The organism is Lentzea sp. NPDC004789 (assembly GCF_053601075.1).
Map to the genome: position 1 here is coordinate 97,808 of NZ_JBSGBE010000021.1, position 14,300 is coordinate 112,107.

General features: G+C 70.4%; 18 protein-coding genes. 5 read left to right on the forward strand and 13 right to left on the reverse strand.

Annotation, left to right across the window (positions count from 1 at the left end; all coding sequences use genetic code 11):
* Positions 1–90: 90 nt before the first annotated feature.
* From ACWEIJ_RS36650 to ACWEIJ_RS36670, 5 genes are all read right to left on the reverse strand, one after another.
* A complete protein-coding gene (locus ACWEIJ_RS36650; protein WP_449841843.1) occupies positions 91–1,023 on the reverse strand; it encodes a DUF2157 domain-containing protein in 933 nt (310 codons plus the stop codon).
* A gap of 2 nt (positions 1,024–1,025) precedes the next feature.
* Positions 1,026–1,679, reverse strand: a complete 654-nt coding sequence (locus ACWEIJ_RS36655; protein WP_449841844.1) for a LiaF transmembrane domain-containing protein — start codon at positions 1,677–1,679, stop codon at positions 1,026–1,028.
* A complete protein-coding gene (locus ACWEIJ_RS36660) occupies positions 1,676–1,930 on the reverse strand; it encodes a DUF4342 domain-containing protein (protein ID WP_449841845.1) in 255 nt (84 codons plus the stop codon). Before ACWEIJ_RS36660 ends, ACWEIJ_RS36655 begins: the two co-directional genes overlap by 4 nt.
* A 233-nt stretch (positions 1,931–2,163) precedes the next feature.
* Positions 2,164–2,985, reverse strand: a complete 822-nt coding sequence (locus ACWEIJ_RS36665; protein ID WP_449841846.1) for a hypothetical protein — start codon at positions 2,983–2,985, stop codon at positions 2,164–2,166.
* 388 nt (positions 2,986–3,373) lie between these two features.
* Entirely contained in the window at positions 3,374–4,525 is a 1,152-nt protein-coding gene (locus tag ACWEIJ_RS36670; protein WP_449841847.1) for a site-2 protease family protein, read from the reverse strand.
* Positions 4,526–4,689: 164 nt separating this feature from the next.
* Between ACWEIJ_RS36670 and ACWEIJ_RS36675 the strand changes: the two genes are divergently transcribed.
* The 3 genes from ACWEIJ_RS36675 to ACWEIJ_RS36685 all read left to right on the forward strand — a co-directional run bounded on the left by ACWEIJ_RS36675 (position 4,690) and on the right by ACWEIJ_RS36685 (position 6,622).
* Positions 4,690–4,941 carry a hypothetical protein gene (locus ACWEIJ_RS36675; protein WP_449841848.1) on the forward strand — a complete coding sequence of 84 codons (252 nt, stop codon included), beginning with the start codon at positions 4,690–4,692 and terminating at the stop codon, positions 4,939–4,941.
* Between the two features lies 1 nt (position 4,942).
* Entirely contained in the window at positions 4,943–6,067 is a 1,125-nt protein-coding gene (locus ACWEIJ_RS36680; RefSeq protein ID WP_449841849.1) for a Gmad2 immunoglobulin-like domain-containing protein, read from the forward strand.
* Positions 6,068–6,157: 90 nt separating this feature from the next.
* The gene (locus ACWEIJ_RS36685) at positions 6,158–6,622 is read left to right on the forward strand and encodes a hypothetical protein (RefSeq protein WP_449841850.1); all 465 of its coding nucleotides are present in this window, start codon (positions 6,158–6,160) and stop codon (positions 6,620–6,622) included.
* A gap of 56 nt (positions 6,623–6,678) precedes the next feature.
* Here ACWEIJ_RS36685 and ACWEIJ_RS36690 read toward each other — a convergent pair whose 3' ends face one another.
* On the reverse strand, positions 6,679–7,071 hold the full coding sequence (locus ACWEIJ_RS36690; RefSeq protein WP_449841851.1) for a hypothetical protein: 393 nt from the start codon (positions 7,069–7,071) through the stop codon (positions 6,679–6,681).
* Between the two features lie 93 nt (positions 7,072–7,164).
* On the reverse strand, positions 7,165–7,734 hold the full coding sequence (locus tag ACWEIJ_RS36695; RefSeq protein ID WP_449841852.1) for an acyltransferase family protein: 570 nt from the start codon (positions 7,732–7,734) through the stop codon (positions 7,165–7,167).
* 12 nt (positions 7,735–7,746) lie between these two features.
* On the opposite strand from ACWEIJ_RS36695, the gene ACWEIJ_RS36700 reads away from it, so the two are divergent.
* Together ACWEIJ_RS36700 and ACWEIJ_RS36705 are read left to right on the forward strand one after the other, a co-directional pair.
* Entirely contained in the window at positions 7,747–8,445 is a 699-nt protein-coding gene (locus ACWEIJ_RS36700; RefSeq protein WP_449841853.1) for a CPBP family glutamic-type intramembrane protease, read from the forward strand.
* A gap of 94 nt (positions 8,446–8,539) precedes the next feature.
* On the forward strand, positions 8,540–9,850 hold the full coding sequence (locus tag ACWEIJ_RS36705; RefSeq protein ID WP_449841854.1) for a wax ester/triacylglycerol synthase family O-acyltransferase: 1,311 nt from the start codon (positions 8,540–8,542) through the stop codon (positions 9,848–9,850).
* Here ACWEIJ_RS36705 and ACWEIJ_RS36710 read toward each other — a convergent pair.
* The 6 genes from ACWEIJ_RS36710 to ACWEIJ_RS36735 form a co-directional block, all read right to left on the reverse strand.
* A complete protein-coding gene (locus tag ACWEIJ_RS36710) occupies positions 9,807–10,904 on the reverse strand; it encodes an ABC transporter permease (protein ID WP_449841855.1) in 1,098 nt (365 codons plus the stop codon). The genes ACWEIJ_RS36705 and ACWEIJ_RS36710 overlap by 44 nt on opposite strands.
* Positions 10,901–12,070: an ABC transporter permease gene (locus ACWEIJ_RS36715; RefSeq protein ID WP_449841856.1), complete on the reverse strand. Its 1,170-nt coding sequence runs from the start codon at positions 12,068–12,070 to the stop codon at positions 10,901–10,903. The genes ACWEIJ_RS36710 and ACWEIJ_RS36715 overlap by 4 nt, the downstream gene beginning before the upstream one ends.
* 3 nt (positions 12,071–12,073) lie before the next feature.
* A complete protein-coding gene (locus ACWEIJ_RS36720) occupies positions 12,074–12,943 on the reverse strand; it encodes an ATP-binding cassette domain-containing protein (protein WP_449841857.1) in 870 nt (289 codons plus the stop codon).
* A 13-nt stretch (positions 12,944–12,956) separates the two neighbouring features.
* The gene (locus ACWEIJ_RS36725; protein WP_449841858.1) at positions 12,957–13,418 is read right to left on the reverse strand and encodes a universal stress protein; all 462 of its coding nucleotides are present in this window, start codon (positions 13,416–13,418) and stop codon (positions 12,957–12,959) included.
* A 225-nt stretch (positions 13,419–13,643) separates the two neighbouring features.
* Positions 13,644–13,958: a hypothetical protein gene (locus tag ACWEIJ_RS36730; RefSeq protein WP_449841859.1), complete on the reverse strand. Its 315-nt coding sequence runs from the start codon at positions 13,956–13,958 to the stop codon at positions 13,644–13,646.
* Complete coding sequence (locus ACWEIJ_RS36735) at positions 13,955–14,296, reverse strand: spore germination protein GerW family protein (RefSeq protein ID WP_449841860.1); 342 nt, start codon at positions 14,294–14,296, stop codon at positions 13,955–13,957. The genes ACWEIJ_RS36730 and ACWEIJ_RS36735 overlap by 4 nt, the downstream gene beginning before the upstream one ends.
* Positions 14,297–14,300: the final 4 nt, after the last annotated feature.

Here is a 14,300-nt window from a genome sequence, read left to right on the forward strand (position 1 = left end):
GCCGTGAGGAGAGCGGGCACCACTGATCTTCGAGAGTTGCTCGTGCCAGAAGTCCGTTGCCGTGCCGGTACCTGCCCAAGCGGCCGAATCTCACCGTGTGCGACGCATCCACCTGCCGCCGATGCTCGTCGCGAGCAGCACCGCGCCGGCGACGAGCAGCAGCACACCACCGCCCACAGCGCCATCGGTGAGGTCCCACACCAGCTCTGGAACCACGATGGTTGTCGCGATCACACCCGCGACGAGCAGAACCGTTGAACGCACGCCGAAGTAGATGACGAAGCAGACGAACGCGAGGCACGCGGTGAGTGCGTAGGCGATCGGGGCATCGCCTCCCAATGGTTGCTGCGCACCGAACAGCGCCGTGGCGGCACCGACGGCGAGCGCGAGCTGGATCGGCCTCAGGACGTCCACAAGGGACAGGAAAAGCCCTGCCAACCCGAGCGCGAACAGCGCGGCGCCGCTGGAGAGCGCGCTGTCGGGCGCCAGTTCGGTGATCCACGCGATGACCGTGAGGATCGCTCCCGCCGCCAGGACCAGGTAACCCAGCGCCGTGGTGACTACGGCGTAGGCCGCGACCGCCACGAGCAGACCCGTCGTGGTACCCACCACGACCTGGTGTGAGCTCGCCGCCGTGCCCGCGGTGAATGCCGCGGTCACGGCAGCGAGCGAGAACAACGTGCTGACCACACGACGTCGACGGTGCGCAACGGACCGCACCGCGGGAATCCCGCCCGCCACCACGAAGGCGGCGACCACGAGGCTCGCGGTGGTGGCACCGAGCACGCCGCCCCTGGCGAGCCGGGTGAGGTCCTCCCAGGACACCCCGAGCACCAGAACGGCGCCGCCGAGCACCAGGCCGCCGCCGAGGTACGCGGCGACCTCCGCGAGGCGGTCGCCGAACCGCGGCGGCACGCCGGTGTCCTCGAGAGCCGCGATCACGGCCTGTTCCTGCTCTGCTGACAGCATTCCTCGCACCGTCAGCGCGTGCAGCGCCTGCTTCTGACGTGCGGTCACCGCCATGGTCACTCCTTCGGCTGGTTCGCCACCACGACGGCACCGAACAGCGCGGTGCCGTTCACGGTCAGCACAGGTGCGTCATCGGGAAGCTCGCGCCCGTCGTTGCTCGTCTTGTCGTCGATGCCGCCCATGAACGGTAGCCCGCCGACCGAGACACGCCAGCCTTCCGGCACGAGTACGTCGACTCCGCCGAAGAGCGCGAACGCGTCGACGTCCGCGTCTGTGTCGATGTGCGTCTCTCGGAGGTCGAGCGTCGCGCCTCCGAAGATGGCTGAGACGTCGGCGTGCCGCAGGTGCTTCGACCGCTCTTTCGTGCTGGCACCACCGAACATCGCGATGGGAGTGCGGGATCCGTGGTGCCGGCGCAGGCCGATGAGCACTGCGACACCCACCCCGGCGAGCACCGTGGGCAGCAGGAGGTCCCCGGTCGTCCAGTCGAGCGTGCCGGCGAGCAGCACGAGGCCGAGCACGACGATCACGACCGGGCCGAGCGACACCCGCCGTTCGGCGACCATGGCGACAAGGCCGAGCACGACCACCGCCAGGGGCCACCAGTCCGCGATGACCGGCCCGGAGTCGAGCACGCCGAGCGCGTCGAGGATGCCGAACGCGCCCAGTGCGAGCAGCACCAGCCCGACCCACAGCCGCACGGGTTTCACAGCTGCTCTCCCTGGCGTTCGACCTCGATGGTCCAGTCGCTCGCGAGCGCGGCGATGGCACCGACGGCCGTCACGACCGGTGCGGCGATCGCGGCCACCACACCGGCGGTGACCGGGACCTCCATCACGGTGTGCCCCTTGTCGTTCTTGATGATCAGGCGCCGGACGTTGCCCTCGTGGATGAGCTGCTTGGCCTTCTCGACGAGTGCGTCGCCGCGCAGGCGGGTCTCGGACTTCTGTTCGATGGACATTGTTCGTCTCCCTTCCACCACCACGATCTCCCTGCGCGTGGCCGCAGGGCAGTGACCTTCGGTCATGTGTGCGGGGCCGTCGGCCACTGCCGCGTGAGGGCGAGGTGGCCGACGATCTGTGCAGACTCGTGCGGCGGACTCGGCCTGTGCAGCCGAGAACCCCGATGAAAATCCCCTCCGGACCCTTCGGTGACGATCGGGCAACCCACAGATGGCGAGCGGGAGCGCGGCGATCACGCGCTGGGCCGTGCGGACGACTCGAGGTGGCCGGTGAACCAGTTGCGCGCCGGCCGGGCGACGGTGTCCAGCGCGTCCGGCTCCTCGAACCGCTCGGTTGCGCCGCGCACCACGACGAGCCGGTGCTCGCACCGCAGCCGTGGAACGAGGCGCTCGTGCAGTGCGATGCCCTGCTCGTCGGCGCTGCCGGCTACGAGCAACGTCGGTGGGCGCACCTCGCCGAGCCACGGCTCGGCGAGGTCCAGCCGTCCGCTCAGGCTCACCACGGCGCACAGGTCGCTGCGCGGATCGGCGGCGGCCCCGAGCGTGGCCGCGGCACCGTTGCCCGTCCCGAAGCAGCCGACCGGCAGCAGCCGGTGGTTCGCTTCGCCACGAGCCCATCTCGTGACGGCGGTCAGCCGGTGGCCGAGCAGGTTGACGTCGGACACGGCCGCGCGGTCGAGCTCCTCGTCGTGGGTGAGCAGCCCTGCCAGCACCGTCGCCACCCCGGCACGGTTCAGCTCGGCCGCGAGGTGGCGGGTGCGTGAGCTGTGTCCGGCGCTGACACCGGCTTGGGCGAAGACCACGCTCGCGATGGGATGCTCCGGCACCGCCAGGTCACCCTCCAGCCGCACGCGGCCGACCGGCACCTCGATCGAGCGCTGCCGCGCGCCGCGGCCGAGGGGAGGGAAGCTCGTGGCGGGCGGCGTGAGCGCGCGGATGACCTCGGCGTCGCTGACCTGCCGGAAGTCGTCGTAATGCCGGCCGACCGCGTCGAGCTCCGGTGGTGTCGTGACCGCCACGACCTCGTTGGCGTCTTGGCGCAGCAGACTGATCACGTCCGGTGGGCACACCGTCGTCGACCACGATCGCCGTGCGCCCCTTGAGCCGGGTCTGCGACGAGAGCCGGTAGCGGCGCAGTCTGCGCAGGAGCTCCCGGCGTTGCTCGTGCTCGACGGTCACGAGCTCCGACTTGGTCACGCCGGACAGCCGCTGCACGCGACGGTCGAACACGCGCACCCCGCCCTCGCCGATGGCGCCCGCGGCGACCTCCGGCTGGAACGGCAGTCCGAGCTCGCGGACCAGGACGACGTCCAGCGGTGCGCCGAGCGCGTCCGCCACCTCGACTGCCACCACGCGGTACGGCCAGAACAACGGCGTTCTGGTCACGCAGATGGCCGAGGCGTGCCGCCAGGAGGCGTCCTGCCTGAGTGCGATCGCCGAACCTCACGATGTCACCTCGCGCCGGTCGATCGGCACGCTGCGCGACAGTTCGAGCGCCCACGCCACGTCCTCGGAACCGACGACACCCACGAGATGCTGGTCGCGCAGGACGAGCACGACCTCCCGCCCCTGCCTGAGCTGCGCTCGGCCAAGCACGTCGAGCAACTGCTCGTCGGGAGACGCGACCGTCGTCCCGGACGGTGCGCGGCACACGTCGCCGATCCGGGTGTTGAGCGGGTCCGGCACACGGGCGAGCTCCGCGAGGCCGATGACGCCCACGACGACACCTTCGAACGACACCACCGGGAACACCAGCCGGTGCGGGCCGGAGACGAGGCCGTCCAAGAACGTCCGCACGGTCCACCACCCCGGCGCGACGGGCGGATCCGGCGTCATGACGTCCCGCACGCGCACGCCGCCGAGCCGGTGTGTCATCTCGTCCGCGGACTGTTCCGCCGCGCTGCTGACCGTCAGATAGGCACCGAGCAGCACCAGCCACAGTCCGGACAACGCGCCGGCGAACACCTGCATCAGCCCGAACGCCACCAGAACCAGACCGAACACCCGGCCCGCGACGGCTGCGGACCTGGTACCGCGATGCTCGTCGCCCGTGCGCCACCACACCGCTGCCGCGAGCACCCGGCCGCCGTCCAGCGGTGCGGCGGGGACCAAGTTGAACACGGCCAGCACGCCATTGGTGACCGCCAGCCACAGCAGGGGAGAGGCGATGAGCGCGGGGGCGCCCCACGTGCCGAGCGCGATGCCGGCCGCACCCGCGAGAATCGCGACGACCACGCTCGCCGCCGGACCGGCCACGGCGATCATGAACTCGGCTCGCGGGCTGCGCGGCGCGGACGACAGGCGCGACACGCCGCCGAGCAACCACAGGTCGATGCGGTCGACCCCGACACCGAACCGTTGCGCGACCAGGGCGTGTGCGAGCTCGTGGGCCAGCAGCGACAGCATGAACGCCAGCGCGGAGAGCACACCGGCGGTCCAGTAGACGACCCCCGCGTGGCCCGGTGCCGCCTGCGGGAGCACGGACATCGCGACCACCTGGGCGATCACCATCACCGCCACGAGCGTCGACCAGTGCGCGCCGATCGCGATCCCGCGCAGCCGCCCGAGTGGAACCGAAGGCAGTCCGGTGTTCATGGGTCCAGCGTCGCGAGCGGGGTCCACGCCGGAGCAGAGACGGAGGTCCGCCGTGTTCGCGGCAATGGTCCCTGACTGCTGCCCACCTTGGGTTCTGCGCCCTGGGAAGTGACTGAGAGCAGGCTCACCTCAGTCGCCGGAAACGCGGAGGAAGGGGAGCGGAAATGACCACCAACGGCTACACGGCAAGGCACCGGGCCATGCTGCAGGCGATCGCGGACGGACGTGGCGAGCTGGTGTGCGGACGCACCCCCAGCCTGAGCGTCGACGGCCTGTGGTGTGACTTCACCGCCACGGTCGAGCTGTTCACCGGTGGGCTGTTCCGCCCTGCTCGTGAGGCGGCGTTCGGCACACCGGCACCGGCAGTGCTCACCGCCTCCGGTGCCCAGGTTCTGCGCTCGTTCGCGGCGGCCTGACATGACCAGGCGAACGAAGATCGTCATCGCCGGAGTGGCCGCCACCGCGGTCGTCCTGGGGCTCGTCGCCGTGCTGATCACCCTGCGGGGAAGCAGAACGGAACCGGCGGCGCCGACCTCCACGACCCCGACCTCCGCACCGGCCTCCTCGAGTGCCGGGACCACGAACCTGCTCGTGTACTTCCACCGAGGCACGCCGGGTGATCCGGGCAAGGTCGTCGCGGTACCGCGTTCGGTGCCGAAGACGGCCGCGGTCGCGACAGCGGCGTTGAACGAGCTGCTGCCGGGTCCGACCGCGGCGGAACGGGCAGACGGCTACTGGTCGATGTTCGTGCCGGGAACTGCGCACTCCCTGAAGAGCGTGCGGGTGGCGGACGGCGTCGCGCACGTGGACTTCCACGACTTCCGCAACGTCATCCCGAACGCGAGCTCCAGCTTCGGCAGCGCGGCACTGCTCGCCGAGCTCGACACCACCCTGCGGCAGTTCCTGACGGTGAAGTCCACCGTGTACTCGTTCGACGGCGACGTCGCATCGTTCTACCAGTGGCTGCAGCTGACCCCGCCGGGGCTGGGCGACGAGGCCGAGGCGGTGGCCGCGGCGAGGCTCTTCCTGATCCAGTACGCCGGGATGCGGGTGGTCTTCGGCGGGCCGTTCCACCGCACGGGCAACGGACTGGCCGAGCTCGTCTGCTACCCGGCGAGCCCGAACGACGACACCAGACCGGTCACGACTCTGCCGACGGTCGTGTCGCTGCAGCGGTTGAGTGACCGGTGGGCCGTGACGAGCACCCGTGCGGACGTCATCCAGGTCGATACGCCCAAGAGCGGTGACGTGGTTCGCTCGCCGGTGTCCGTCACCGGCCGGGCGCACGTGTTCGAGGGCAACGTCACCGTGCGGGTGCTCACCGACAAGACCAGGGCCGAGATCGGCCGCGGGTTCGTCACCGGTGGCGGTGACGCGTTGCGCCCCTTCTCCGGGCAGATCACCTTCACGTCGCCGAACGGTGGCAACGGCTGGATCCTGTTCCAGGAGGAGTCCGCGGCGAACGGCGATGTCGTTCTCACGACCGCGGTGCCGGTGGCGTTCGCCGGCGCAGCGGAACCGTCGGCGACCGTGCAGAGCTGACGGTCGCACCGGTTCGAATGCGCGCGGCTCGGCGCAGTACTCCCGCGCTGCCGCCGCGAACCGCACCGCCTGCGAGCCGTCGACGTACCGGTGGTCGAAGGTCGCCGTGACACCGAGCACGGGGCGGGCCACCACCTCACCGCTCCGCACCTCATCACCGGGCGCAACAGCCAGATCGGCAGCCGTCCCAGCAACGCCTTGCTCCTGCCGAACTCGGGATCGGTGCCCGCGGCGATCGCGGCGTGCCTTCGGGGTGAGCTCGTCGGCGACCTCCACGACGGACTTGTGCTCGACGTCGGTGATCTTGACGCCGCTGAGCTCCTTGCCGTTCTCCACCGAGGTGATGAAGAAGACGTCGGTGGTCTCACGCTCGTACTCCCGCCCGAACGCCACCCGCACCCGCAGCTCAGGCACCTGCACGAGTCCGTGGGCCACCGCACGCCCGACGAGGTGTGTGATCGTGACGCGCGTACCGCTGACCTCGCGGACGTGGTCGAGGTAGGCGAGCAACGCGGTCGCGTCGAGGTCCAGCTCACCGTAGAACTGGGGATCTGACGGTGGACGCCAGGCGGCCCAGGCGAGCTTGCGCCAGGTGGGGATGGTCCGTGAGCTCACGTGCGCCTCCGTAGTCCGAAGAGGACGATCACGGGCAGGGTGAACAGCAGTGGCACCAGGACCGCCAGCGGACGCTGCAGCCACCAGATCAGGTCGGGGGCGCGGTCGTCGGAGATCTGCCCGCCGAGCAGGAGGAACCCGGACACCCTGGCCAGTGCCATCCCCGTGCTGTGGAACAGGAACAGCGGCAGCGCGATCGAGTTCACCACCGCGACCGCCCGCCGTGCTGCCGTGCCGGCGAGAACGCGTTCGACCAGTGGGCGGGTGACCACCGCGAAGCCGATCTGGAACACGAGCAACGCCACGATCACGAACGTGGGCGGTCCGACGTTGGACAGCCGGTCGCCGGGCACACCGACCATCGATCCCGGGTAGAGCCCGGAGAACACCAGGCCGACGAGGCCGAACAGCCCGCAGAGGAGCAGAGCCCATCCCGTGCGCCGGGTCAGCCGGTGGTGGAAGAAGCCGGCCTGATGGGCGAGTTACCACACGACGAGCATGTTCACCCAGCCGATCGACGGCAGGCCGTAGCGGAACCGCAGCACGTCGACGGCCATGGCGATCCCGCCGAGCCAGACGGGCACGAGCACGTCGAACCGGCGGTGCAGCCAGGAGCTCACCGGCACGAGTGCGATGAGCACGACGTAGATCCCGAGGAACCACAGCGGGCTCACGACCAGCAGCACCACGTCGTGGATCCAGGAAAGCCCGAAGATCGCCCAGGACACCGCTCCGAGGACCACCCAGGTGAGCACGAGCAGCAGCGCTGGAACGAGCAGATGGCGGACGTGACGCCACACGTAGTGGCCGACGCCCTGGTCGCGGTCGCGGGCCCACGAACCGCTGTGCACGCAGCCGCCGACGTAGAAGAACATCGGCAGCACCTGAAGCAGCCACGTGAGAATCCACACGCCGGACAGGAAACCGAGCGGGCTCGTCGGCACCGGACCGGCCGGTGTCCAGCGCAGAATCGTGAAAGCCCAGTGCCACACCACGACCACCACGAGGCTGGTCGCCCGCAGCCAGTCCAGGTACTCGTCGCGCGGGCGCATACTGGACTCATCATGAGTCGTCGCGTCGCGGCGCTGACCGCCGCAGTCCTGCTGCTCGTCCTGGCCACCACCCTCGCCAACCGCGTCCTGCCCGGATGGGCCTATCCGCTGTGCGGCCTCGTCACCGCGGCCTGCCTGGTCGGGCTCGCGCGCTGGTCCGGGCTTCGTGCCGCCGCGATCGGGCTGGACCGCGCGCACCTGCGACGGGCGGGCCTCTTCGGCCTGGCGGGCCTCGCCGTGGTGGCGCTCGGGTTCGGCATCGCTCTGGTGGTACCGGCGCTCAGGTCGTTCTTCCACGACGGCCGGATGCCCGGCCTCGCGCTGAGTTCCGTGCTGTGGGTGGTGCTGATCCGCATCCCGCTGGGCACCGTGCTGCTGGAGGAGATCGCGTTCCGCGGCGTGCTGCCCGCGCTGCTCGGCGGTGGCGACCGCTGGCGCTGGGGACCGGTGCTCGGGGCGTCGGCGCTCTTCGGGCTGTGGCACGTGCTTCCCTCACTCGCGTTGACGCACAACGCCGCGGTGAGCGCGGTGTTCGGCGATGCGTCGCTGGTCCTCGTCTCGTCGGTTGCCGTGGTGGCCGCCGCGATCGCCGGTGTGGTGCTGCTGTGGTGGCGGCACACCGGCCGCGGCGTGCTCGCCCCCGCCCTCGTGCATCTCGCGACGAATTCCGGCGGCGTGCTCGTCGCCTGGTACGTCCTGTCCTCAGCGTGATCGGGGCAGGCCCGCGCGGGCAGGGCCGAAGGGCTCGCGGGCGGCGGGACGCAGGGCCGTGGGCGGCGGAATCCGTTGGTGCTGCACTGGAGGAATGGACCAGCTCAGCCCCTTGGACGCCGCGTTCCTCGAGGTGGAGGACGCCGACCCGCACGCCTCACTGGCGATCGCCTCGGTCGCGGTCGTCGAAGGACCTGCGCCGGGCCACGACGAGTTCCTCGCGCTGATGCGCGCGAAGCTGCCGGTACTGCCCCGTGCCCGGCAGAAGCTCGTGCGCACGCCGTTGGATCTGAGCACACCGGCGTGGCAGGACGATCCGTCGTTCGACCTCACCTACCACGTGCGCCGCACCGCCCTGCCCACGCCGGGCGGTGACGCGGAGTTGTGCGCGCTGGTCGCGCGGATCATGGGGCAACGGCTGGACCGCGACCGCCCGTTGTGGGAGTACTGGGTCGTCGAGGGCCTTGCCGAGGGGCGGTGGGCCGTCCTGGCCAAGGTGCACCACTGCATGGCGGACGGTGTGAGCGGCACGATGATGTACGACGTGATGTACGGCGAGGTGCCCGCGCCGGAGCCTCCTGGCGGTGGTTCCTCCGCGAGCCTTTTTTCGTTGCTGGCGAACGTGGTTCGCGCACCGCTGGCACTGGCAGGTGGAATTCTGTCGCTCGCGCTGTCGTTGTTGCCGGTGCGCCCGTCGTCGCTCTTCGGGCAGATCGGCTCACCTCGTCTCTACCGGGTGGTGCGAGCCTCGCTGCCCGAGGTGAAGGAGGTCGCCCGCACCTTCGGGGTGACGGTGAACGACGTCGTGCTGGCGGCGGTCAGCCAGGCGTACCGCGTGCTCTTGCTGGAACGCGGCGAACGCCCGTCCGCGCACAGCATCCGGACCATGGTGCCGGTGTCGGTCCGCGGTGACCGGCGGCTGGACAACCAGGTCAGCCTGCGGCTCGCGTTCCTGCCGGTCGACGCCGGGACCGCGGTCGAGGCGCTTTCCCTGGTGCACCAGCGCTTCACCGACGCCAAGCGGGGGCATCAGGCCGAGTCCGGACACGCACTGGTCCAGCTGGCGAGGCACGAGCCGTTCGCGCCGCTCGCGTGGAGCGTGCGGCTCGGCGCCATGATGCCGCAGCGCAGCATCGTCACCGTCACCACGAACGTCCCCGGCCCTCGCGAGCCGCTGCGAGTGCTGGGGCGCCGGATCGTCGAGATCCTGCCGTACGTCCCGATCGCCGTTCGCATCCGGACCGGCATCGCGGTGCTGTCCTACACCGATCGGCTGGCGATCGGCATCACCGCGGACCGCGCCAGCACCTCCGACGTGGACGTGCTGGCCGACGCGGTGCACGAGGCCTTCGCCGAGCTCCTCACCGCGTCACGGCGCGACGCAGCGTCCACGCACCGAAGCTGAAGAGAACGGCGGCGAATCCGAGCAGCACGGCCAGGTTCGGTGCGATGGTGAGCAGATCGCCACCACGTCTGGTCAGTGCGCTGAAACCGTCGTTCGCCCAGCCGTGCGGGGTCGCGAACGCCAGCTTCCGCAGCACGGGGCTGAAGAACTCGAGCGGCACCATGCATCCGCCGAACGCGGCGAGGCTCAGCCCGAGCAGGATGCCGGCGCCGGTGGTCTGCTGCTGGGTGCGGCAGATCGCCCCGAGCAGCAGCCCGGCTCCGCCGGAGACGAGCGCGAAGGCGGACAACAACGCCGCGGCGGCGAGCGGGTCACCCCAGCGGACGCCGAACAGCAAAGCTGATCCGAGGAGCACGATCAGGCCCTGCAGCAACGCGATCGCGACGCGGCCCAGTGCTTCACCGGTCACGATCACCCGTGTGGACGTCGGGGTGGCGAGCATGCGGCGGGTCACGCCGAGCCTTCGGGTCTCGACGAGGAACGCCGCCGTGGTGAGCGAGTTGAGGAAGGTGAACACGATGAGCTGGTTCGCCGCACCGAGGTCGAACCCGGAGTAGCCCTCCGGGAACAGCGCCTGACCTGCGGTGCTCACGCGCACCTCGACCGGTGCGACGCGGGCGGAGTCCACAAGGGACAGCGCGGTGGCGCGGTCCAGCCCGGTCCGCGCGGCGACGAACTCGCCCGCCGCGAGCCGGTTGGCCTCGCGGGTCAGGGAGGTGGTCACGAGCATCCGCAGCTGCTGGCCCGTGCGGTCGGCGCGGGCGAGGAGCCGAGGGGTGTCGCCCGTTGTCCGCACGAGTCCGGCGCTGATCTCGCCGTGTTCCACCGCCGTGCGCAAAGCCGGTTCGTCCGGGAAGGCCCGCACCCGCACCGCGGGATCGGTGCTCAGCGCGCCGGCGTCACCCACCACCCCGACCACGGGTGTCGTCGCGCCACCGAACGCCGCGCCGATGACGAACACCAGCATCAGCGGCAGTGCGACGAGGAAGAACAGGCCGGTGCGGTCGCGCAGTGCGCGGTGCACGTTCATCCAGCCGATCGAGAGGACCTTCACGGTCGCACCACCTTCCGGAACAACAGCAGGGCGACCGCACCCGTCACCGCGGCGAAGACGGCCATGGCCGCCATCGACGGCAGCACCGCGGCGACACCACCGCCCGCTAGGTCCGCGAGCCCGCGCAGGAACCACCGGTGCGGCGCCAGCAGGCTGAGCTTCTCCAGCAGCCCACCCGCCTGCGTGACCGGGAAGAACGCGCCACCGAGCGCACCGAGCACGATCGCGACGATCGCCTGCCAGCCGCCCGCCTGTTCGGACGTCTTCGCGATGGCCGCGACGACCGCCATCGCGCCGGTCGCGGCCAGCACACCGGAAAGGACCAGCGCCGCGACTCCGACGGGATGTCCCCAGTGCGCGCCCATCAGCAGGGAGCTGGCCACGATGAGGACCGTCATGCTCACCACACCGACGGCCACACTCGTCAGCAGCTTGCCCGCGAGGATCGACGAGCGGCGCACCGGTGCGGCCAGCAGCCGGGCGAGGGTGCCGTTGCGGCGTTCGTCGAGCAGCCCGGTCACTCCCGGCTGCACCGCGAAGAACAGGAAGAACACCGCCATGCCCGCCGCGTACTGGGTTTTCGCGTCGAGTTGCCTGCGGCCGGTGGTGTCCTCGGCGACCACGGGCTGCGGCAAGGAGGTGGCCGCAGCCGCGGCGAGCTCGGCGGGCGGCGTCGACACTCCTGAGTGGACGGTCGCGGCGATGGAGGTGCGGACCGCGGCGAGCCGGTCGGTGTAGGCCTGGGCGAGCGATCGCGCGATGTCGGTGCCGGTGGGTGCGTCGACGTCGCCGACGACCTCGATCCGCGCGGCGCGCCCTGCCTGGACGTCCTCGGTGAGCCCGGTGGGCAGCAGGAACGCCGCGGTGGCCGTGCCGCTCTCCACCAGCGCCCTGGCCTCCCGCTCGGACGAGACGGTGCGCAGCTCGATCGCACCGGAGGCCGCCGCCTTCCGCAGCACGTCGTCGGTGAACGCACGGGCGACCACACCGCGGTCGCCGTCCGCGACGGCATAGGTGAAGAGCTGACTGTCGCCGCTGATGTTGCCCAGGATCAGCGTGAAGACGCCGGCGAGCCCGAGGGGGAGGACGATCGCGAGCACGTAGGCGGTGCGGTCACGGGCCCGCTCGCGCAGGTCGCGTGCGGCGATCAGCAGTGCGTGGCGCACGGCTCACTCCCTCAGCGCTTTGCCGGTGAGGTGCAGGAACACGGTTTCGAGGTTCGGTTCGGTCACCTCGACCGACCGCACCACGACGCCGTTGAGGGAGATCGCCGACAGCACCGCGGGGAGACATTCCCGCGCGTCGTCGACCACGAGTTCGAGGCCGTGTTCGTGCGGTGCCACACTTCGCACGTTCGTGATGGCGCCGAGCACGGCGGTGGCGTGCGTGAGATCGCCGTCCAGCTGCAGCGAGACCCGGTCGCGTTCGCCGAGCCGTTCGACCAGTTCGCGCCTTGTGCCCTCGGCGATCAGCCGGCCGGAGTCGATCACGCCGACGCGGTCGCACAGGCGTTCAGCCTCCTCCATGTAGTGCGTGGTGTAGAGGATCGCCATGCCCTGCGCGGCGAGGGTGCGGACGTTCTCGAGGATCTGGTTGCGGCTCTGCGGGTCCACCCCCGCAGTGGGTTCGTCGAGCACGAGCAGCCGCGGTTCGTGCAGCAGCCCGATCGCGACGTTGAGCCGCCGCCTCATCCCACCGGAGTACTCACGGCTGAGGTCGTCGGCGCGTTCCGTCAGCCCGACGACGTCGAGCACGTGATCGACCCGTTCCCTGGCGGCGCCGTAGAGGCTCGCGAAGAACCGCAGGTTCTCCCGGCCGGTGAGGTCCGGGTAGAGCGCGAGCTCCTGCGGCACGTAGCCGACCAGGTGCTTGGCGGCGATGGCGTGCGTCGACATCGCGGTACCGTCGACGACCACCTCGCCGGCGTCGCGTTCGAGCACGCCGGTGATCATCGAGATCGTGGTCGTCTTCCCCGCGCCGTTGGGACCGAGCAGGCCGTAGGTCTCGCCCTCCGCGATCGTGAAGGACACGTCGTCCACGGCCAGAATCTCGTCAAACCGCTTTTTCAGGCCGGAGCATGAGAGGACCGTCATGGCGCGCTCCCTCCGACGGTACGGCGACCACGGGGCAGCGGGCGTTTCTGAGGCAGTAGGTCGTGATGGAGCTCAGCACCAGCACACCTGCCTTGCGGTACCCGTGGTCCCCGACGACCAGCAGATCCGCATCGGCCGAACGCGCCACGAGTGTCGGGCCTGGCTGCCCGTACGGCACCTCCTGGTCGATGCGCACGCCGCAGACCGCCGTGCCGAGCTCCTCCACGGCGGCGGCGAGTTCGTGACGGTGCTTGCTGGTGAACGGACTGGCACCGGCGCCCGTAGACTGGCTGAGCTGACACACGGACAACGCCAGTACGGATGCGTTGGTGCGCTTGGCTTCCTGGACGGCCCAGGCGAGTGCGGCTTTCGCGGCCGGCGATCCGTCGACACCGACGACGATGCGGGACGGGGAGTTCATGAGTGGCTCCTCGGTGAGATGTGCCACTCAGCGTGCCTGTGCGGGGAACGCGCGGCGCAGGGGCTTTCGTCCCTGGCTTGTGCGCGGAAGGGATCGTCCACTGGGGATTCGAGGGCGCCGGCGCGCGGGTGTTCGACTGTGACATCTGCGTCCTGCGCGCCGACGCGAGACCCACCTTCGAGGATGGGTCCCGTTCGTGCCAGGGACTTATGGCCTGGCCGATCGTCACGACGCGGCGGAAGGCTCGCGCCGCCGCTTCGGAAGGCGCCGATGCCCGCCGAGAAGCATGTGCAGCAGCCCGATGCCGGCGACGAAGCCGAAGTCGTACCAGTTCCCGTTGTTGTGCACCTCGTAGATGCTCACCCGGTCGGTGAACAGCGAGATGATGAACGTGACGGGATAGATCAGGCCGTGCCACAGCCCCTTCCAGAACCCGGCCAGCATTCCACCGTCCACATGCGACATCACGTTCGGTCCAGCCGCACACGCCGTGGCGGCCAGTGCCACGGCGACGAGAAGCAGCCACAGTTTCGCCTTCATCGCGGCCGGGTCTTCGCCTTGACGATGCGCAGGGCCACGAACAGAGCGGCGATGGCGACCGTGCCCCCGGTGGCGACCAGCCGGTTCACGTCGATCGCCGGCTCCCACCGGACCTTGCCGTCGCTGATGACGAACGCGCCGGTGGGCCTCGCGTTGACGCCGAAGCCGCCACCCTCGCCTTCCTGGCCCTTCTCGTCACGTCCCGTACCACCGCCCGAGCCGCCGGCCACCGTGGCGGCGGCGATCAAGGTGATCCCGTCCTTCTCGTACGGCTCGGCGTAGACCTTCTTCGCCTCTAGCGAGTCCCTCGTCTTCGCGATCAGCTCATCGATCTTCATCACC